Below are 19,619 nucleotides of genomic sequence, written 5' to 3'. Positions count from 1 at the left end.
GAGGACCGGTGGCGACGATCGCGACGACGGGCCGGGGGACGGGCCGCGGGCCGGCGTATGCCGGGCTGCGGGAGTGGCGCCAGTGGTGCCATTGGCGGCAGCGACGGGACGGGGCGGCCGCGGGGGCGCCCCCGCTGCCCATCCAGGTGAACGCCGTCCAGGCCATGTGCCGCCAGGTCTTCGGCTTCCGCCTGGCGATGATCGCCGTGGCGTCCCCGGCGGCGCTGCTGAACGCGAGCCCCGGCCTGGGCGTACGCCTGGTCGGCGCGGCGGTGGTGGTCACCTTCATGGGCTCGTACGCCCTCTTCCGCGACTGGGAACGCTTCGGCCCCCTGCTGCTGCGCCACCCGTCCCTGCTCGCCGTGGACACGCTGTTCGGCGCGCTGCTGCTGATCTCGGCGGGCCCGGACACGACCCTGGCCTACGTCAGCGTCTGTACGCCCCTGCTGGCCGGCATCGTCTACGGCTGGCGCGGCGCCGCCTTCTTCGCCTCCCTCCAGGGCCTGATACTGCTCCTCGTCCACGCCACGCTGGGCCCCGACGAGGACATGGCCGAGTCCCTCCTCCTGCCCGGCCTGTGCGTCATCACCGGCGCGGTCGGCTCCACCCTGCGCAATCTCATGCTGGGCTTCGGCGAGGCGACCGAGGCCCTGTCGGCCACCCGGGCCCGCCTGGCGGTGACCGAGGCGGTCGGCGCCGAACGCGCGGAGCTGGCCCGCGAGTTGCACGACACCGTGGCCAAGACCCTGCACGGCGTCGCCCTGGCGGCCGAGGCCCTGGTTGCCACGGCCTCGACCCCTTCCCCCGACCCGGCGACCCTGCGCGCCCAGGCCGGCCTCATCGCCCGCTCGGCCCGCAGAGCGGCAGCGGAGTCCCGCGAACTGCTGACGGACCTGCGCCGGGTGGCGGGCGAGCAGGACGACGCGGCCGAGGTGGACGTGGCCGGAGAGCTGGCGGCGAGGGTGGCGGAGTTCGCGGAACGGTCGGCGCTGAAGGTCACGTACGAGGCTCACCCGGCGGAAACGGCGGTACCGATGCCCCGCCCCAGGGCCCGCCACCTCCTGACGATCGTGACGGAGGCCCTGGACAACGCGGCACGTCATGCGGAGGCGACGCACGTACGCGTGCGGTCGGAGACTTCGCTCGACGGCCTGCGGGTACTGATCAGCGACGACGGCCGGGGCCTGCCGCTCGGCGCGACGGTCGAAGCCCTGCGCCACTCCGGCCACTTCGGCCTGCTCGGCATGACGGAACGTGCGGCGTTCCTGGGCGGCACCCTCACCCTCGGCCCCGGCGACGACGGCCCGGGCACGGAGGTACGCCTGGAGGTACCGCTGGGTGCGAGGAAAGGGCAAGGAAGCCGATGCTGAACCCGGAACCCGCCCTGCGGGTGATCGTGGCCGACGACAACCCGGTCGTCCGCGCGGGCCTGACCGCCCTCCTCTCGGGCCGCGACGACCTCACCGTCGTCGCCCAGGCCGCCGACGGCCACGAGGCCCGCGAGGCAGCCGCCCGCCACCACCCCGACGTCATCCTCCTCGACGTCCGCATGCCCGGCCTCGACGGCCTCTCGGCCCTGCCCCACCTCGTCCGCCACGCGCCCGTCCTCATGCTCACCTACAGCCGCGAATCGGAAACGGTCCAACAGGCCCTGCGCCTGGGCGCGGTGGGCTACCTCGTCCACGGCGAGTTCACCCCGGACGAACTGGCCACCGCGGTACGCGACGCGACCCGGGGCCGCCCCCACTTCACCCCGAGCGCGGGAGCGGTGGTCCTGGCGTCACTGCGGGGAGGTGCGACTGCAATGGACGTAGAGGAAGTACGCGCGGAGGCAAGGACTTTACCGCGAGAAGACGTTTCGCAACTGCAACGAGATATGAGACAGTCGACAACGTCGACCACATCCTCGAACCGGGACCCCTCCGTCCACCACCTGAGCCCCAGGGAGGCCGAGATCATGGACCTCATCGCCTCCGGCCTGACCAACCACCAGATCGCCGCCGCCTGCTTCATCACCGAGAAGACCGTCAAGAACCACATCAACCGCATCTTCGCCAAACTCCACAGCACAACCCGCGGCGAAGCCGCAGCCAAGTGGCTGCGCACGACCGCCGACCCTCAAGGGGGCCCACGATGACCCCCGGTTGGGCCCCCGATTGGGCCCAGGGGCCCTCTTCCTGGTCGCCCACGCCGGGTACTGCTGACGGAGACATTGTTTCCGGCGCGGCAGGAGGGCATCGCCATGCGCAACGACAAGGGTCAGACCGCGGTGGAGTACCTGGGGATCATCGCGGTGGTGGTGGCGATCGTGCTGGCCATTACGGGGACGGACATCGGGCAGACGATCTACGACGCGATCGTGTCGAAGATCGACGAAGTCATCAGCTGACACTCGTCCGCAGGCGCGGCGACAGCGGGCAGGCTTTCCCCATCTACATCACGGTGGTGGCGGGCCTGCTCTTTCTCGCGCTCGCGTACCTCGCGGTCGGCCAGGCGGCGGCAAATCGGAACGGAGCCCAGACGGCAGCCGATGCGGCTGCACTTGCAGCGGCGCTGGAAGCGCGGGACCAACTGGCCCAGGCATGGGCAGAGGATGTGCTCGACCCGACCAAATGGCAGGACATCTTCAACGGCACAGGACCGGCCGTCGATGCGTGCTGGCGTGCCTACGACCTGGCGGCGGTCAATGACGCCACGGCGAACGGCTGCGGACATCCGGACGGCCCCTTGAGCTTCGAGGTGACGGTCACGGCTGCGGAGGCGGTCGGCGATTCCATCGTTCCGGGCACGGAGGGCATGAAGTCGACGGCGTCGGCCAAGGCCGTGATCGAATCTCGCTGCACCTATCCGCCGGCAGAGGAGCCCGCGGACGACGCGCTGCCGGAGCTGACATGCGACGGCGAGGTCTGGGAGCTGGACCCGGAGGATCTGGACGAGCTTCCGAAACCCGAGGACCTTTTCGACGTCCATCTGGCTGACTGATGAGAAGCGAACGGCCGAGCGAGTGAGAAGGAAGCGAAGTCATGAGCCAGCGGTTCACAACCAAGGCCCGCCGGGGGATGGCCGCGATGACGGTGGCGGCCGCTTTGGCCCTCGGTGTGGTCGGCTGCGGGGGAGGGGGCGACGACGACAAGAAGCCCGACCGTTCCGCTCCCGCTTCCCGTGACGAGGGATCCAAGCCGAATGCTCAAGAGGGGCAGTCAGACGCGCCCTTGGCCGAACTCAAGGGTGAGGACGGCCTACTCCTCAGGATCCAAACCGCCGCCAGAGACAGCGGCGGTTTCGTCACCGTGACCGGCGAGCTCAAGAACGACGGAGACGACGCGGCTCGCGTATCGGTACGTGCTGCCGGCGACGAAACAGAGATCATCCGGCACGGTTCGTCGCTCGGCGGTGCCACGCTGGTGGATTCGACGGGCAAGAAGCGCTACTACGTGCTGCGCGATACGGACGGTCGGCCCTTGACGACAACGGGCATGCCCAGACTCGAGGCCGGCGCCTCGATCCCCGTCTTCATGCAGTTCCCCGCACCCCCCACCAACACCACAGAAGTCACCTTCCAGCTCCCCACATTCGCCTCGGCCCCCATCCAGATCACAGGGTGAGGCCACCGATGACCCCGACCCGTCTCACCCTGACCCTCACCGCGACCACGCTGATCCTGCTCACGGCGACCGGTGCTCACGCGGACGACAACCCCAGCGTCCCTCCAGGCACGGAACCCACCGCGGTGGCGCCGGTGGAGGTCGACGGCAACGACCCGGACCTGAAGCTGCCGGAAGGGGCCACGCTGGCGGAGCCGAAGGTGCTGGACATCAAGCAGGTCGTCGAGGAGGAGAGCGGAGACGAACGCCGCGAGGACACCAACGCGGACGTGAAGTTCGCGCTCCAGGCCGAGGTGCTGTTCGGCAAGGACAGCGCAAGGCTCGGCCCGGAGGCCAAGGCACGCATCGCGGCGATCGCGGAGGAGATCCGAGCCCAGAACGCGACCAAGGTCAGAGTCTTCGGCTTCACCGACGACCTCGGCTCCTCCGCCCACGGCGACATCCTGTCCAAGCAACGAGCCAACGCCGTCCACGCCATCCTGGGCGACACCCTCAACGACCCCGACATCACCTTCGAGGTCCGCGGCTACGGCGAGCAGTACCCCATCGCCTCCAACGCCACGGAAGCCAGCCGCAAGAAGAACCGCCGCGTGGAGATCTCCTTCCCGCGGGGGTAGGGGCCTGCGGCTAGGTCGGGCTCCCCTCCACCCTCACCACGCCTCCCACCCGGAGTCCCCAGGAGTGCATCACCCCGGCCTCGGCCTCCAGTACGTGGCGGGCGCGCAGGCGGGGGAGGCCCAGGCGGTTGGGGGGCATGGTGTGCAGGGACAGGACTCTGAGGTGGCGGTCCAGGTAGGCGACGTCGATCGGGATGCGCATGCCGAAGGTGTGGATGCTGTTGGCCGGGGTGAGGAGGAGGGCGCCGGTCAGTGAGGTCCGGCGCAGGAGGCCTTTTCGGCGGGCGCGGTAGGACCTCGCTATCTCCAGGGGGAGCCGCACGGGCAGGCCCGTGTCGCTGTCGAACGTCAGATGGGCGTGGCCGTCCCGCCAGCCGGAGCCCGCTCCCGCCATGATCTTCCTCCTCTGTCCCCCCATCAAACTAAAGGAGTTGTTCCTCCACGCGGCCCCGGATAGGAAAGCCCCATGACTGAACTCGGTGTCGTCTTCCGCCCGCAGCTTCCGCCCGAGCGGCTCAGGGAGGTGGTCGGCGTCGCGGAGGAGAGCGGCCTTGAGCAGCTCTGGTTGTGGGAGGACTGTTTCCTGGAGGGCGGTGTCTCCACCGCGGCGGCGGCGCTGGCGTGGAGCGAGCGGGTGCGGGTCGGGGTGGGGCTGCTGCCGGTGCCGTTGCGGAATGTGGCGGTCACCGCCATGGAGGCCGCCTCGCTGCACCGGATGTTCCCGGGCCGGGCCGTGCTCGGTGTGGGGCACGGTGTGCAGGACTGGATGCAGCAGGTCGGCGCGCGGGCGGAGTCGCCCACGACGCTGCTGCGGGAGTACCTCCTCGCCCTGCGCGCCCTGCTGCGCGGTGAGCGCGTCACCACCGACGGCCGGTATGTGAAGCTCGACGACGTCGCACTCGACTGGCCCCCGACCGGCCCGGTCGAGGTGCTCGCCGGCGTCACCGGACCGCGCTCGCTGCGACTGTCGGGTGAGGCGGCCGACGGCACCATCCTCACGGCGTCCACGCCACCGGACGGCGTACGACGGGCCCGGCGGCTCATCGACGAAGGGCGCGCGTCGGCCGGGCGCACCGAGCCGCACCGCGTCGTCGTCTACCTGCTCACGGCCACCGGACCCGACGCCGCCGCCCGCCTCCGCGCCGAGCTGGAGGCCGAGAAACTGGCCGACGTGCCCGGCCTCGGAGTCGCCGGAGGCGCCGAAGACGTCGCCGAGGCGGTGCGACGCCTCACCGACGCCGGCGCCGACACCGTCGTCCTCCAGCCGACCGCCGACGAACCGGACCCGGAGGGCTTCGTACGGTTCGCCGCACACCAGGTCCGGCCGCTGCTGGGCTGAGCTGCCGTCCCTCCGGACGGAGCCCAAGCGCGCCCCCTGATCAGCCGGCCCGGCCCGCCCCGACCCGGCAGACACCAGCCACCCCGCCGCACAAAAATCCGCAACCACCTCCCCCCACCCCTGACACCATCACCCCATGACCCCCCGCACATTCGAAGACCTCATCGCCGAAGCCGTCGCCGAGCCCACCGAAGGGTGGGACTTCTCCTGGTTCGAGGGGCGGGCCACCGAGGAGCGGCCCTCGTGGGGGTATGCCGTCTCCCTGGCCCGGCGGCTGGGTGGGGCGGAGGCGGCGGTGGATGTGCAGACGGGGGGTGGCGAGGTGCTGGACTTCGCCCTGACCCGTGCCGGCCGTAGGCCTGCGTACGTCGCGGCGACCGAGGGGTGGCCGCCGAATGTCGAGAAGGCCGCCGCGCTGCTCGGTCGATGGGGCGTCGAGGTGGTGGCCGCGGAGGAGGACGCGCCGTTGCCGTTCGAGGACGGCACGTTCGACCTCGTCTCCAGCCGCCATCCGGTGCGTCCGCACTGGGAGGAGATCGCCCGGGTGCTGGCTCCCGGAGGCACGTACTTCGGTCAGCACGTCGGACCCAGCAGCGTCTTCGAGCTGGTCGAGTTCTTCCTGGGGCCGCAGACCGACGAGGTGCGCGGCGCGCGGAATCCCGAGCGGGAGCGCGCCGATGCCGAGGCCGCCGGGCTGGAGGTCGTCGAGCTGCGGGCCGAGCGGCTGCGGATGGAGTTCCACGACATCGGCGCTGTCGTGCACTTCCTGCGCAAGGTCGTCTGGATGGTGCCGGGCTTCACCGTCGAGGCCTACGGGCCCCGGCTGCGCGCGCTGCACGAGCGGATCCTGACGGAGGGGCCGTTCGTGGCGTACAGCAGCCGCCATCTGTTCGACGTACGGAAGCCGGAGCGCTGAGGCGCGGGAGTCGAAGATGGCCGGGAACCGCTGTCCGGCGCAGGCTGTGCATTCCGCTTTGCAGCTGAACTCCTACAGCCGTGACAAAAGGCGCAGGTGAGGACCTTCACACCTCTCCAGCCTCACTATTCACAGGTTTTCCACATCGTTACCCCGAACGGCTCGCTTTGGGCCACCGGTCTCGCGTAAGTTCAGACCAAGGTAATTCGCGTGAGCAAAGCTGCGCGGGCGGTACCGCGCAGTGGAGGGGGCTGCGCGGTGCCCTGCCTCCTCTTCCTGCGGCGCTACGGCCGTCAAGTGCGGGTTCTCGGCCCGGTTAGCCCGTCGGAGGGACGCGCCGCGCCCGGGCCGGCCGCCGTGTTCTGGCCATGAACAGCCCGTGAACCCCGTATTCCGGGGCCTTCCAGGCGTTGCCGCCCGATTCCGGAGAGTAATTGCGGCACGCCGATGCACGCAGCATCACTTACAAAGGGTTATGGTGGAAACCCCCCCTCGGGCCGGTCCGTCTCCCCCCCACGGACCGGCCCGTTTTTTGTGCCCACGCGCGCATGAACGCCCCCGGAGCTCCGGCCCCGGCGCCCGTCCGGGCCCCCTCAACCCCCGCCCGCACGGCCAAAACAACAGCAGGGGTAGGCTGTCGGCCCCGCGGGGACCGCATCCGCACAGGAGGGGCTGACAATCACGTGAACCTGCGCGACAAGCTGCGCGGCCTGCTGGTCAGGCTGTACACGCGCCGGGTGGAGGGCCACCTGGACCACGCTCAGGTGCCCAAGCACATCGGCGTGATCATGGACGGCAACCGCCGCTGGGCGAAGGCCTCCGGCTCCACCACCGTGCACGGTCACCGCGCCGGTGCCGACAAGATCGGGGAGTTCCTCGGCTGGTGCACCGAGGCGGACGTCGAGGTCGTCACCTTCTGGATGCTGTCCACGGACAACTTCACCCGGCCCGAGGAGGAGCTCGTCCCGCTCCTCGGCATCATCGAGGACGTCGTCCGCACCCTCGTCGCCGACGGCCGCTGGCGGGTGCACCACGTCGGCACGCTCGACCTGCTGCCGGCCGGCATGCAGCGCACGCTGAAGGAGGCCGAGGAGGCCACCGCCCACGTCGACGGGATACTCGTCAACGTCGCCATCGGCTACGGCGGCCGCCAGGAGATCGCCGACGCGGTGCGCTCGATGCTCCTGGACGCGAGCGAGCAGGGCGCCTCCCTGGAGGACCTCGCCGAGTCCGTCGACATCGACATGATCGGCCGCCACCTCTACACCGGCGACCAGCCCGACCCCGACCTCGTCATCCGCACCAGCGGCGAACAGCGGCTGTCGGGTTTCATGCTGTGGCAGACGGCCCACTCGGAGTACTACTTCTGCGAGGTCTTCTGGCCGGCCTTCCGCAAGGTCGACTTTCTCCGGGCCCTGCGTGACTACGCGGCGCGCCACCGCCGTTACGGCGGCTGACGCACCGGCACACCCGGCACACACCCGGCACGCGCGGACGTACCTCCGCGCGTGCGGACGTATCCGACCTAACGGCCGGACGTATCTGGCGTAACAAGGAGTTCACCGGTCCGCCGTCATATGCCGTGGCATGGCAGCGGGTGTTCGAGGGCATAAGCCAAGCAGGTCGACACCCGAACCACGGGTGTCGGATCTCAGCGGGCGGCACGAGTCCGTCCGCCCGGGAGGCCCTTTGCACCAGCCCCACCGTGCGTCCACCGCACGGAAGCAGCCGCGGAGGGCCGGTTCTCGACCCGCGGCGCGCGCAAGGGTCGTCGACCGGCTGGAATTCCCGCCCGCCCGGCTGGGACGTTCCCGCCCGTCAGGCCGGAATCTCCCGCCCAACTGGCTGGAATCTTCCCGTCCGTCCGGCTGGAGCCTTCCCGCCCACCCCGGCCCAGTTTCCACCTTCGTCGCTCCCCGACCTCATCCGAGGGGGTACGTCCTTCCGTGGTGACCAGCGCAAAGCGCCACAAGTCAGACCGGCGCACCTATGTTCTCGACACCAGCGTCCTGCTGGCCGATCCCAACGCCATGAGCCGCTTCGACGAGCACGAGGTCGTGCTCCCCGTCGTCGTGGTCACGGAACTGGAGGCCAAGCGGCACCATCCCGAGCTCGGCTACTTCGCCCGCCAGGCACTGCGCCTGCTGGACGACTTCCGGGTGCGGTACGGCCGTCTCGACGCCCCGATCCCGACCGGGGATCTGGGCGGAACGCTCCGTGTCGAGCTCAACCACTCGGACCCCAGTGTGCTGCCCAGCGGCTACCGGCTGGGGGACAACGACTCCCGCATCCTCGCGGTCGCCCGCAATCTGCAGGCCGAGGGGTTCGACGTCACGGTCGTGTCGAAGGACCTGCCGCTGAGGATCAAAGCGTCCTCCGTGGGACTCCAGGCCGAGGAGTACCGGGCCGAACTGGCCATCACGGAGAACTCCGGCTGGACCGGGATGGCCGAACTGACCCTGCCCGCCGAGCAGGTGGACATCCTCTTCGAGGAAGGACGGGTGTACGTCCCGGCGGCCTCCGATCTGCCCGTGCACACCGGCCTGACCCTCCACTCCGAGCGCGGCAGGGCGCTCGGCCGGGTCACGCCGGACGGCAACGTCCGGCTGGTGCGCGGCGACCGGGAGGTGTTCGGCATCCACGGCCGCAGCGCCGAGCAGCGGATCGCGCTCGATCTGCTCCTCGACCCCGACATCGGCATCGTCTCGATGGGCGGCCGGGCCGGCACCGGCAAGTCGGCGCTCGCGCTGTGCGCGGGGCTCGAGGCCGTGCTGGAGCGGCGGCAGCACCAGAAGGTGATGGTCTTCCGTCCGCTGTACGCGGTCGGCGGGCAGGAACTGGGCTATCTGCCGGGCACCGAGGCGGAGAAGATGAGCCCCTGGGCCCAGGCCGTCTTCGACACGCTGTCCGCGGTCACCAGCCGCGAGGTCATCGAGGAGGTCACCGCGCGCGGGATGCTGGAGGTCCTGCCGCTCACCCACATCCGGGGCCGTTCACTGCACGACGCGTTCGTGATCGTGGACGAGGCGCAGTCGCTGGAGAAGAACGTCCTGCTGACCGTGCTGTCCCGGATCGGCGCCAACTCCCGGGTGGTTCTCACCCATGACGTGGCACAGCGGGACAATCTGCGCGTCGGGCGCTACGACGGTGTCGTCGCGGTCGTGGAGAAACTGAAGGGGCATCCGCTCTTCGCGCACGTCACCCTGACCCGGTCCGAGAGGTCCCAGATCGCCGCACTTGTGACGGAAATGCTGGAAGACGGCCACATCTGAGGCCTGTCACCTCTGTTGGCGCCGCCCCGCAAAAGGCCGAGAGCCTAGCGGGGCGGCGCCTTCACATGTGGGCGTTCGATGAAATCGCCTGGGCCGAACGGGATGTGAGCTTTCACACGCAACACAGAATTGCCTTGCGCCGTCGTGTTACGGCAGAGTCTCACTCCTGTCAGGCCCCGCATACGGCACACGTGTACCCCCAGCGGTACGCAACAACCTGAGCACCACCCAACTCCATAGCGCCGCCGTATGCCGCCCGAGCACCACGCGGCGCTCCCTTTGCGGGAGTTGCCCACCGGGCCCGTGCCTCCCGTGACCCGTGCAGTGGGGAGGCCAGCGCCAGGGGCACGATTGCGTCCGCCAGGGTCACCGAAGCGGGCGATGCTGGAAGGAAAACCGTGTGAGCCGGATTTCGGTCCGGGGATTCGCAGTGGCCTCGGCCACCGCGGTCACCGCTGTCGGAAGCGTCGTCGGCGTTGCCTCGGGCAGCACCGCGCAGAACAACGACGCCGAAGCGACGGCAGCCGACGCGACGCTCCTCGCGGACATCCCCGCGGGCGAATACGCCCAGGTGCAGACCGCGTCCCTGACGCAGCAGGCCGACACGCAGGCCATCGCCGCCGACTTCACCGCGAAGAAGGACGCCGAGGCCGCGGCCCGCAAGCAGGCGGCCGAGACCGCGATCGCGAAGAAGGAAGCGGCCGTCCAGGCCGAGAAGGAGGCCAAGGAGCGCGAGGAGGCCGAGAAGGCCGCCGCCGCGAGCCGCAGCGCCTCTCGTGCCGACGCCTCGACCTTCGCCGTCCAGAGCTCGTACAGCGTGTCGCAGATCCAGTCGATGGCCCGTCAGATGGTGCCGGGCGACCAGTTCGGCTGCTTCAGCAACATCGTGGACCACGAGTCGAGCTGGAACTACCAGGCGGTCAACCCCTCCTCCGGCGCGTACGGCCTCTTCCAGGCCCTGCCCGGCTCCAAGATGTCCTCGGTCGGCTCCGACTGGCAGACCAACCCGGCCACGCAGATCCAGTGGGGCCTGAACTACATGAACGAGCGCTACGGCAGCCCGTGCGGCGCCTGGTCGTTCTGGCAGGCCAATCACTGGTACTGAGCCGCAGAGCTCACCCTCTCAACCCTGTGGAGCCCCTCCCCGTCTTAACGGAGAGGGGCTTTCGCCCTGTACGGTCGGACGCGACGACTCCGGGGGAGTGGTGGGGAAAGACGGGGGAAGAGGACGGATCATGTCGCGAGTGCCAGGCTGGCTGGGCCGGATCGGGTCAGGACTGACCGAGATGGGACAGCGGTTGGACGAGCGGCGCGCCGAGGCGGAGCAGGAGCACGCCGGGCACGCCGAGCACCGGCCCGCTCAGGACGGTGAACTTCCGCACCGGCCGGCCCCGCCCGCGCATCCGCCGGTCGCGGGCCCCCGCCCCGACCCGGTGCAGGCGGTGCCCTGGGGGATGCGGGTCGCCGCCGAGGCCGGCTGGCGGCTGCTGGTGCTGGCCGGCACGCTCTGGGTGCTGATGCGGGTCATCAGCGCCGTACAGCTGGTGGTGCTCGCCTTCGTCGCCGCGCTGCTGATGACCGCGCTGCTCCAGCCCTCCGTGGCCTGGCTGCGCCGGCACGGCGTACCGCGCGGCCCGGCGACCGCGCTCACCGCGATCCTCGGCTTCGTCATCATGGGTCTGATCGGGTGGTTCGTGACCTGGCAGGTCATGGAGAACATCGACGACCTCTCCGACCAGGTCCAGGACGGCATCGACGAGCTGCGGCGCTGGCTGCTGGACAGCCCGTTCCATGTCACCGACAAGCAGATCAACGAGATCGCCAAGAACCTGCGCGAGGCGGTCGGCGCCAACACCGACCAGATCACCTCGGCGGGCCTGGAGGGCGTCACGGTCGTCGTCGAGGCGCTGACCGGCATCCTGCTGACCGTCTTCTCGACGCTGTTCCTGCTCTACGACGGCCGGCGCATCTGGGAGTGGACGCTCAAGCTCGTCCCGGCCGCGGCCCGGCCGGGTGTGGCGGGGGCCGGTCCGCGGGCCTGGCGGACGCTGACGGCGTATGTGCGGGGCACGGTGGTGGTCGCCCTGATCGACGCGATCTTCATCGGCCTCGGCATCTACTTCCTCGATGTGCCGATGGCGGTGCCGCTGGCGGTGTTCATCTTCCTGTTCGCCTTCATCCCGCTGGTCGGCGCGGTGGTCTCGGGCGCGCTGGCGGTGGTGGTGGCGCTGGTGACGCACGGCGTGTTCACGGCCGTGATGGTGCTGGCCGTGGTGCTCGCCGTGCAGCAGATCGAGGGGCACATCCTGCAGCCGTTCATTCTCGGCCGGGCCGTGCGGGTGCATCCGCTGGCGGTCGTGCTGTCGGTGGCCGCGGGCGGCATGGTGGCCGGGATCGGCGGCGCCGTGGTCGCGGTGCCGCTGGTGGCCGTGACGAACACCGTGGTCGCCTATCTCCGCGCCTACTCGCACGAACGGGCGCCGGCGCACATGGCCGAGCCCCGGGGCGCGACCGCACTGGACGCCTCGCCGGCCGACACGTCCGGCGTCCGGGCAAGCGAGAGCCCCGCTCACCAGGAAGGGTGAACGGGGCCTCGTAGAGCAGCCGTTACTCGGCGAGGACGGCCTCGGCGTCGAGGGTGACGCCGACGGCCTGGACCACCGAGGCGATCTTGAAGGCCTCCTGGACGACCTCGCGCTCCAGGCCCGCCTTGCGCAGCACCTGCTCGTGCGAGTCCAGGCACATCCCGCAGCCGTTGATGGCGGAGACGGCGAAGGACCACAGCTCGAAGTCGACCTTGTCGACGCCGGGGTTGCCGATGACGTTCATCCGCAGACCGGCGCGCAGGTTCCCGTACTCGTGGTCCGAGAGCAGGTGGCGCGTCCGGTAGAAGACGTTGTTCATCGCCATGATCGCGGCGGCGGACTTGGCGGCCTGGTACGCCTCGGGCGTCAGGTTCGCCTTGGCCTCCGGCTCCAGCTCACGCAGCACGATGGGGGAGCGCGAGGCGATGGCGGTGGCCAGCACCGTGCCCCACAGTTGCTGCGCCGGCAGGTCGGAGTTGCCGATGACCGAGCCCAGGTTGAGCTTCAGGTCCTTGGCGTAGTCCGGTATCCGGGACTTGAGGGAGTCGAGGGACATGCCTCACTCACCGGCCAGCAGCTTGACCGGGTCCAGGGTCTCGTCGCCCTTGCTCCAGTTGCAGGGGCACAGCTCGTCGGTCTGCAGGGCGTCCAGGACCCGCAGGACCTCCTTGGGGTTACGGCCGACGGAGCCGGCGGTCACCATGGAGAACTGGATCTCGTTGTTCGGGTCGACGATGAAGACGGCGCGCTTGGCGAAGCCGTCCTCGCCCTCGATGCCGAGGTCGCGCATCAGCTCGTGCCGGGTGTCGGCCAGCATCGGGAAGGGCAGCTCGCGCAGGTCGTCGTGGTCCTTGCGCCAGGCGTGGTGCACGTACTCGGAGTCACCGGAGAAGCCGAGGATCTGGGCGTCGCGGTCGGCGAACTCCTCGTTCAGCTTGCCGAAGGCCGCGATCTCCGTCGGGCACACGAAGGTGAAATCGGCAGGCCACGCGAAGACGACCTTCCACTTGCCCTCGTAGGACTTGTGGTTGATCTGCTCGAACTCCGCGCCCTTGTCCAGCGAGACGCAGGCGGTCAGTTCGAACTCGGGGAACTTGTCACCGACAGTGAGCACACGCTCTCCTTGCAGCGAAGAAACACCCCTTTTGGGGGCGTTTCCCATGGGTTGGACGCTGTCGATGTTGGCACAGGCAGCATTGATTACGGAAATAGCTACACTCGGACGTGTTGATCGGAGGTGGTTATCAGTGACGGTGAGTGTCGCCGGGGCCAAGAGGCGCCAGCCCAGTCTGTCCCAACTGCGGGCCTTCGCGGCCGTGGCCGAGCAGTTGCACTTCCGGGACGCGGCCGCCGCGATCGGCATGAGCCAGCCCGCCCTGTCCGGCGCCGTCTCCGCGCTGGAGGAGGTCCTCGGCGTGACCCTTGTCGAGCGTACGACGCGCAAGGTGCTGCTCACGCCCGCGGGTGAGCGCCTCGCGATCCGGGCCAGGGCCGTCCTCGCCGAGGTCGGCGCGCTCCTGGAGGAGGCCGAGGCGGTCCGCGCCCCCTTCACCGGAGCCCTGCGCCTCGGTGTCATCCCCACCGTCGCGCCGTACCTCCTCCCGACGGTCCTGCGCCTGGTCCATGACCGCTATCCGCACCTCGACCTCCAGGTCCACGAGGAGCAGACCGCGAGCCTCGTCGAGGGCCTGAACACCGGCCGCCTCGACCTGCTCCTGCTGGCCGTGCCGCTCGGTGTGCAGGGCGTCGTCGAACTCCCCCTCTTCGACGAGGACTTCGTCCTCGTCACCCCCCTCGACCACTGGCTCGGCGGCCGCGAGGGCATTCCGCGCGAGGCCCTGAAGGAGCTCAATCTGCTGCTCCTCGACGAGGGCCACTGCCTGCGCGACCAGGCCCTCGACATCTGCCGCGAGGCCGGCCGCGAGGACGCCGACGTGACGACGACCGCGGCCGGCCTGTCCACCCTGGTCCAGCTGGTGGCGGGCGGCCTGGGCTGCACCCTGCTGCCCCGCACGGCCGTCAAGGTCGAGACCAGCCGCAGCAACCAGCTCCTCACGGGCTACTTCGCCGAGCCGGCCCCCACCCGCCGTATCGCACTGGCGATGCGGGCGGGGGCGGCGCGGGGGGAGGAGTACCGGGAACTGGCGGGGGCCTTGAGGGAGGCGATGAGACCCCTGCCTGTAAGGGTGGTCGACGGTGAGACGCCTTAGGGGCGCGGGGAACTGCGCGAGCAACCACGACGGCGCCGCACCCGGCAACACCACCGCACCCCCACGGCGCTACTCCGTACGCAACCCGTCAGGCCGCATCAACCGAAGCAGCGGCGGCAGACTGAGCAACGTCACCACCAGCACCACCCCGGCCCCGATCCCCGTCATCGCCAGCACACTCGCCCAGTCCACCCGCACCGACGCCGCAGCCATCCGCAACAGCACCGCCCCCAGCGTCAGCCCCACCACACACGCCAGGACGAGCCCCAGCGCGACCGGCACAGCCGTCTGCCACAACACGGACAGACTCAGCGTCGAGCGCCTCGTGCCGAAGGCGACCAGCGACGACAACAGCTTCCGCCGCTCGCGCAGTTGCTCCAGCTGGGACACCAGCAGACTCAGCCCGATCAGCGCCAGCACACACGCGGCCCCGACGAACAGGCCCCGGCGGATCGCGGTGAAGCGGTTGTTCTGCTTGGAGTCGACCCAGGTCATCGGCTGGGCGTACGGGTCCATCCGGGCCGCGGCGTTGCGGACGTACTCGCGCACGTCCGGCACCGACTCGTCCAGCCGCAGATACAGCTGCCCGGGCACGAAGGAGGCGGCCGCGCGCGGCAGTGCGCCCGGCGTCAGCAGGATGCCGCCGCGCAGGATGCCGTTGGGGTCCCGGATCGAGCGCGCCTCCTGGAGGTCGCGCGGCACGGGCCAGGCGACCGGCTCGGGCCGCCGTTCCTCGGACGTCTCCTCGAAGTACAGCGTCCGGCCCTGCTTGGCCATGACCGGGGTGTCCTCGTCGAACTCCCCGCCCCGCAGGGCGAAAGAGTCGCCGTCACGGCAGGAGGGCAGCGCGGCCAGCTCGCGCAGGGACACGCAGTCGCCCACGGTCACCGGCGCCATCCGCTCGGGCCCGTCGGGGCGGTCGCCGAGGTAGCCCTCGGAGAAGCCGTACACCCGCTGTACGCCCTCGGTGGCCTCGAACCGGGCCCGGGCCGCCGCCAGCGGCATCCCCTCCGGCACGGACACCTGCATCTGGACGCGGGATACGTCCTGGCCGGTTTCCTGCGTGTAGTCGTCGTCGACGCCCGCGAACAGCATCTGCAGGGCGATCGCCCCGGCCACCGCCACCGCGATGCCGTTGACCATGCGGGCCGCGGTGCCGCTGCTCAACTGCAGCCGCCGTACGGCCAGTTGCCAGGCCACGCCGCCGGCGCCGAGCCGGGCGACGACCGCCTCGACGACCCACGGCAGCAGCGCGGTCACGCCGACCAGCAGCAACAGCACGCCGCCGGTGACGAGGTACTGGTTGAACTCGCCGTTGTCACGGCCGTTGCCGACCATCGGGTAGAGCATCGCGAGACCCGCCAGCGGCAGCAGCAGCCGCCACCACAGCCGGCGCCGCGCCGGGCGGGCGGTGCGCACCACACCGAGCGGCTCGATCACCACACCGCGCAGCGCGAACTGGGTGACCAGCACCGCGGCGGCCGGTACGGCGACGGCGACCAGCAGCGCCAGCACCGGCGAGGGGTCGAGATAGCTCGGGAACGCGCTGAAGTGGAACACCTCCACCGACCCGGCCCACTGTCTGCCGAGCAGGAAGAAGCCGGTGCCGAAGACCAGGCCCAGCAGGGACCCGGCCATCGCCTCGCCCGCCGCCACCCGCCGGGTCATCCGGCTGTCGGAGCCGACCAGCCGCAGCGCCGCGAGCCGCCGGTCCCGGCGCTCACCGCCGAACCGTACGGCGGTGGCGATGAAGACACCGACCGGCATCAGCAGCACCACCACCACGACCAGGAGCAGCAGGAGCAGCACCGGGTCCATCCGCTCCGAGGACGGCAGCGGATCACCGAAGCGGTCGAGACGGTGCGCGCCGGAGTCCAGCCGCGCCTCCAGCCCCTCGCCACCCGCGTAGTAGGCGAGTTCGGCCGAGCCGACCAGGCCCTCCTCCGCGATGGTGCCGGTGATCCGTTGCGGCAGCCGCTCACGCAGCAGCTTGCCGTCGTCCGATTCCAGCAGCCGTTTCAGCGCGGGGGACACCACCATCTCGCCCACGCCGGGGAACTTCTCGACCCCCGGCGGCAGGGGAGCGCGCGGCCCTTCGGGCTCCAGCACCCGTCCTCGTACGTCCTTGTCGCGGAAGACCGTGTAGGTCTGCAGGAGGAGCAGGGTGTCGTCGGCGCTCTTCGTCAGCTCGGTCTGGTTGAACAGCAGGTCCGAGCGGGCGGCCTCCCGCTCGTGCCGGACCGCGAGCGCGTTCGGGATCGCGGTCGTGAGCAGCAGCACCGCCACGCCGAGCCCGACGCCGACGGCGGTGAGCAGGGTGCGGGTCCACCCCTCCCGCCCGCCGCCGAACGCAAAGCGGAAGCCCAGCCTCAGGTCCCTGGACCACTGGCGCAGGTTCATACGATCCGCTCCATGTCCCGCGACCTGCCGTCCCGTACGACGATCTCGCGGTCGGAGTAGGCGGCGACCCGCGCCTCGTGCGTGACCAGCACGACGGCCGCGTTGGTGGACCGGGCCGCCTCCGTGAGCAGCTCCATCACCCGCTCGCCGTTGAGGGAGTCGAGCGCGCCGGTCGGCTCGTCGGCGAACAGTACGCGCGGGCCGGTCACCAACGCGCGGGCGACGGCGACGCGCTGGCCCTGGCCGCCGGAGACCTCGCCGGGCCGCTTGCCGGCGATGTCGTCGACCTCCAGGCGGGCCATCCACTCCCGTGCCGCGCGTTCGGCGGCCCTGCGGGGCGTGCCGTTCAGGCGCAGCGGAAGGGCCACGTTCTCGACGCAGCTCAGCTCGGGCACCAACTGGCCGAACTGGAACACGAACCCGAACTCGCTGCGGCGCAGCGCACTGCGCTCGGAGTCGCTCATGGTGGCCATCTCGCGGCCCGCGTAGCGGATCGACCCGGCGTCGGGCGGGACGATCCCGGCGAGGCAGTGCAGCAGGGTCGACTTGCCGGACCCGGAGGGGCCCATGACGGCGACGACCTCGCCCGGGTGGATGGAGAACCCGGCGCCGTCCAGCGCCGTCGTCGGCCCGTACGTCTTGTGCAGCCCCTCGGCCACGAGCAGGGCGCCGTCGGGGGCGGTCACTGCGCCACCACCGCCTCCGCCAGCTTGTCGAGGCGCGCGGCGGTCAGCTCCAGCCAGCGCAGGTCGGCCTCCAGATGGAACAGGGCGTGGTCGCAGATCAGCTGGTCGGCGAGGTCGCCCTTGCGCTTGCGGTCGGTGAGGATGCGCATCATGCGCAGATGCTCCGAGCGCTGGGTGTCGAGGATCTCGGCCGCGTCTCGATGGGTGAGCAGCGCGAGGACGACCTTCGTGTAGAGGGTCGACTGGAGGTAGGGCTCCGGCTTCTCCGGGGTGGCGAGCCACTGGGCGACGTCGGTGATGCCGGCGTCGGTGATGGCGTATCGCTTGCGCTCGGGGCCGTCGCCGGCCTCGATGCCGTCGACCTCGACGAGGCCGTTCTTCAGCAGGCGGGACATCGTCGAGTAGACCTGGCCGTAGTGCAGCGGCCGGTCCTGACCGAACTTCGCGTCGAAGGCGCGCTTGAGGTCGTAGCCGTGGCGTGGACCGGACTCCAGCAGGCCGAGAAGGGTGTGACCGATGGACATGGCTCGACTCTACACACCATGTATACGCGCCATGTATACGCGGAGTGTGCACTGTCCTGCGGCGAGTGCTGCGGCCCAGGTCAGGGCCGATTGTCACAGTTGCGCTACTCGCTGCGCGGCGGCCGGCCCCGGCGGGCGATCGGCCCGGCCTCGCCCGGCAGACGCCCCGCCTCCGCGAGGGCGCGCCGCAGCAGGAACTCGATCTGCGCGTTGGCCGACCGCAGTTCGTCCGAGGCCCAGCGGGCGAGCGCCTCGTACACTGCCGGGTCCAGCCGCAGCAGCACCTGCTTGCGCTGCTGCGGCCGTCGCTGAGGGGCCGGCCCCTCGGAGGGGGTGCTCACTGGTAGAGGGTCCCGGTGTTGAGGACCGGCTGGGCCGCGCGGTCCCCGCACAGCACCACCATCAGGTTCGACACCATCGCCGCCTTCCGTTCCGGGTCGAGCTCCACGATGTCCTGCTCCTCGATCCGCGCGATCGCCGCCTCGACCATGCCGACCGCGCCGTCCACGATCTGCCGCCGCGCCGCGACGACCGCCCCGGCCTGCTGCCGCTGGAGCATCGCGGAGGCGATCTCGGGAGCGTACGCGAGATGCGTGAACCGTGACTCGATGATCTGCACGCCGGCCGCCTCCACGCGCGCGTGCAGTTCGACGGCGAGCTTCTCGGTGATCTCCTCGGCGTTGCCGCGCAGCGACAGGCCGTCCTCGTCGTGGGCGTCGTAGGGGTACTCGATCGCGATGTGCCGGACGGCCGCCTCGGTCTGGGTGGAGACGAACTCGATGTAGTCGTCGACCTCGAAGGTGGCCTGCGCGGTGTCCTCGACCCGCCACACGACGACCGCGGCGAGCTCGATCGGGTTGCCGTAGGCGTCGTTGACCTTCAGGACGGCGGTCTCGTGGTTGCGCACCCGCGTGGAGATCTTGGTGCGCGAGGTGAGCGGGTTCACCCAGCGCAGGCCGTCCTGGCGGATCGTGCCCCGGTAGCGGCCGAAGAGCTGGACGACCCGGGCCTCGCCGGGCGCGACCATGTTCAGCCCGCACATGGCGACGAAGGCGGCGATGCCGATCAGGACGCCGGGGACGATCAGCGCGGCCTGGGCGCCGCCGGAGGAGACGGCGCTGGAGGCGACGACCACCATGGCGACTCCCGCCAGCAGCCCGAACAGGCCGAGCAGCAGCGCGAGTCCGCCGCCGATGCTGTGCGCGGCGAACTCTCTCACCCGCGGCTCGGGCATCTCGGGCACGTCGGCGGCGGGCGAAGTGTGTGCGGACATGGTGGTCCCCCGTATCTCTGCTCTTGCTGTGATGCTTAGCTTCGGTCTATCTAAGTGATATCACTTTTCGCCGAGACGGCAACCCTGAGCGCCTCTCGGACGTCGGTTCCCATGAGGTGGGTGCTCATTGTCACGTCCGGAAAGGACCGGATCGGACGGACTTCGTCACATAAACCGGTGTTAGCTTTCTGA

21 protein-coding genes are annotated in these 19,619 nt (G+C 70.4%); 13 read left to right on the top strand and 8 right to left on the bottom strand.

The annotated features are described in order from the left end of the window. Positions 1–8: 8 nt before the first annotated feature. The 6 genes from ACIQ6Y_RS26695 (at position 9) to ACIQ6Y_RS26670 (ending at position 4,222) form a co-directional block, all read left to right on the top strand. Positions 9–1,370 (top strand): sensor histidine kinase, encoded by a 1,362-nt coding sequence (locus tag ACIQ6Y_RS26695; protein ID WP_404042510.1) that lies wholly within the window; start codon positions 9–11, stop codon positions 1,368–1,370. Continuing rightward, positions 1,364–2,137 (top strand): response regulator, encoded by a 774-nt coding sequence (locus tag ACIQ6Y_RS26690; RefSeq protein WP_404042509.1) that lies wholly within the window; start codon positions 1,364–1,366, stop codon positions 2,135–2,137. Before ACIQ6Y_RS26695 ends, ACIQ6Y_RS26690 begins: the two co-directional genes overlap by 7 nt. 105 nt (positions 2,138–2,242) lie before the next feature. Continuing rightward, complete coding sequence (locus ACIQ6Y_RS26685; protein WP_404042647.1) at positions 2,243–2,389, top strand: hypothetical protein; 147 nt, start codon at positions 2,243–2,245, stop codon at positions 2,387–2,389. Beyond that, the gene (locus ACIQ6Y_RS26680) at positions 2,386–2,982 is read left to right on the top strand and encodes a pilus assembly protein TadG-related protein (RefSeq protein WP_404042646.1); all 597 of its coding nucleotides are present in this window, start codon (positions 2,386–2,388) and stop codon (positions 2,980–2,982) included. Before ACIQ6Y_RS26685 ends, ACIQ6Y_RS26680 begins: the two co-directional genes overlap by 4 nt. A 41-nt stretch (positions 2,983–3,023) precedes the next feature. Then, a complete protein-coding gene (locus ACIQ6Y_RS26675) occupies positions 3,024–3,605 on the top strand; it encodes a hypothetical protein (RefSeq protein WP_404042508.1) in 582 nt (193 codons plus the stop codon). Between the two features lie 8 nt (positions 3,606–3,613). Beyond that, positions 3,614–4,222, top strand: coding sequence for an OmpA family protein (locus ACIQ6Y_RS26670; RefSeq protein ID WP_404042507.1), 609 nt, complete (start codon positions 3,614–3,616; stop codon positions 4,220–4,222). Between the two features lie 10 nt (positions 4,223–4,232). Here ACIQ6Y_RS26670 and ACIQ6Y_RS26665 read toward each other — a convergent pair whose 3' ends face one another. Then, positions 4,233–4,616: a DUF192 domain-containing protein gene (locus ACIQ6Y_RS26665; protein WP_404042506.1), complete on the bottom strand. Its 384-nt coding sequence runs from the start codon at positions 4,614–4,616 to the stop codon at positions 4,233–4,235. 72 nt (positions 4,617–4,688) lie between these two features. On the opposite strand from ACIQ6Y_RS26665, the gene ACIQ6Y_RS26660 reads away from it, so the two are divergent. The 6 genes from ACIQ6Y_RS26660 to ACIQ6Y_RS26635 all read left to right on the top strand — a co-directional run bounded on the left by ACIQ6Y_RS26660 (position 4,689) and on the right by ACIQ6Y_RS26635 (position 12,334). After that, positions 4,689–5,561 (top strand): LLM class flavin-dependent oxidoreductase, encoded by an 873-nt coding sequence (locus ACIQ6Y_RS26660; RefSeq protein WP_404042505.1) that lies wholly within the window; start codon positions 4,689–4,691, stop codon positions 5,559–5,561. Positions 5,562–5,697: 136 nt separating this feature from the next. After that, a complete protein-coding gene (locus ACIQ6Y_RS26655; RefSeq protein WP_404042504.1) occupies positions 5,698–6,477 on the top strand; it encodes a methyltransferase domain-containing protein in 780 nt (259 codons plus the stop codon). A gap of 683 nt (positions 6,478–7,160) precedes the next feature. Beyond that, a complete protein-coding gene (locus tag ACIQ6Y_RS26650; RefSeq protein WP_404042503.1) occupies positions 7,161–7,934 on the top strand; it encodes an isoprenyl transferase in 774 nt (257 codons plus the stop codon). 489 nt (positions 7,935–8,423) lie between these two features. After that, a complete protein-coding gene (locus tag ACIQ6Y_RS26645; RefSeq protein ID WP_404042502.1) occupies positions 8,424–9,749 on the top strand; it encodes a PhoH family protein in 1,326 nt (441 codons plus the stop codon). A gap of 400 nt (positions 9,750–10,149) precedes the next feature. Continuing rightward, complete coding sequence (locus tag ACIQ6Y_RS26640; RefSeq protein ID WP_404042501.1) at positions 10,150–10,854, top strand: transglycosylase SLT domain-containing protein; 705 nt, start codon at positions 10,150–10,152, stop codon at positions 10,852–10,854. A 130-nt stretch (positions 10,855–10,984) separates the two neighbouring features. Continuing rightward, positions 10,985–12,334 (top strand): AI-2E family transporter, encoded by a 1,350-nt coding sequence (locus tag ACIQ6Y_RS26635; protein WP_404042500.1) that lies wholly within the window; start codon positions 10,985–10,987, stop codon positions 12,332–12,334. Between the two features lie 22 nt (positions 12,335–12,356). Here the strand turns inward: ACIQ6Y_RS26635 and ACIQ6Y_RS26630 are convergent, their stop codons facing one another. Together ACIQ6Y_RS26630 and ACIQ6Y_RS26625 are read right to left on the bottom strand one after the other, a co-directional pair. Beyond that, positions 12,357–12,890, bottom strand: coding sequence for an alkyl hydroperoxide reductase (locus ACIQ6Y_RS26630; RefSeq protein WP_404042499.1), 534 nt, complete (start codon positions 12,888–12,890; stop codon positions 12,357–12,359). 3 nt (positions 12,891–12,893) lie between these two features. Continuing rightward, entirely contained in the window at positions 12,894–13,448 is a 555-nt protein-coding gene (locus tag ACIQ6Y_RS26625; RefSeq protein WP_404042498.1) for a peroxiredoxin, read from the bottom strand. 133 nt (positions 13,449–13,581) lie between these two features. Between ACIQ6Y_RS26625 and ACIQ6Y_RS26620 the strand changes: the two genes are divergently transcribed. After that, positions 13,582–14,544: a LysR substrate-binding domain-containing protein gene (locus tag ACIQ6Y_RS26620; RefSeq protein WP_404042497.1), complete on the top strand. Its 963-nt coding sequence runs from the start codon at positions 13,582–13,584 to the stop codon at positions 14,542–14,544. 69 nt (positions 14,545–14,613) lie between these two features. Here the strand turns inward: ACIQ6Y_RS26620 and ACIQ6Y_RS26615 are convergent, their stop codons facing one another. The 5 genes from ACIQ6Y_RS26615 to ACIQ6Y_RS26595 all read right to left on the bottom strand — a co-directional run bounded on the left by ACIQ6Y_RS26615 (position 14,614) and on the right by ACIQ6Y_RS26595 (position 19,427). Further along, positions 14,614–16,944: an ABC transporter permease gene (locus ACIQ6Y_RS26615; protein WP_404042496.1), complete on the bottom strand. Its 2,331-nt coding sequence runs from the start codon at positions 16,942–16,944 to the stop codon at positions 14,614–14,616. Continuing rightward, positions 16,941–17,630, bottom strand: coding sequence for an ABC transporter ATP-binding protein (locus tag ACIQ6Y_RS26610; protein ID WP_404042495.1), 690 nt, complete (start codon positions 17,628–17,630; stop codon positions 16,941–16,943). The genes ACIQ6Y_RS26615 and ACIQ6Y_RS26610 overlap by 4 nt, the downstream gene beginning before the upstream one ends. Then, positions 17,627–18,154: a PadR family transcriptional regulator gene (locus tag ACIQ6Y_RS26605; RefSeq protein WP_404042494.1), complete on the bottom strand. Its 528-nt coding sequence runs from the start codon at positions 18,152–18,154 to the stop codon at positions 17,627–17,629. Before ACIQ6Y_RS26605 ends, ACIQ6Y_RS26610 begins: the two co-directional genes overlap by 4 nt. Before the next feature lie 104 nt (positions 18,155–18,258). After that, entirely contained in the window at positions 18,259–18,546 is a 288-nt protein-coding gene (locus tag ACIQ6Y_RS26600; protein WP_404042493.1) for a hypothetical protein, read from the bottom strand. Beyond that, complete coding sequence (locus tag ACIQ6Y_RS26595) at positions 18,492–19,427, bottom strand: SPFH domain-containing protein (RefSeq protein ID WP_404042492.1); 936 nt, start codon at positions 19,425–19,427, stop codon at positions 18,492–18,494. The genes ACIQ6Y_RS26600 and ACIQ6Y_RS26595 overlap by 55 nt, the downstream gene beginning before the upstream one ends. Between the last annotated feature and the right edge of the window lie 192 nt (positions 19,428–19,619).

Origin of the sequence: Streptomyces sp. NPDC096205, assembly GCF_044763135.1 — a bacterium.
Taxonomy (GTDB): domain Bacteria; phylum Actinomycetota; class Actinomycetes; order Streptomycetales; family Streptomycetaceae; genus Streptomyces.
Note: the sequence above shows the minus strand (reverse complement) of the source record. Positions and strands in the feature narration are given on the sequence as shown.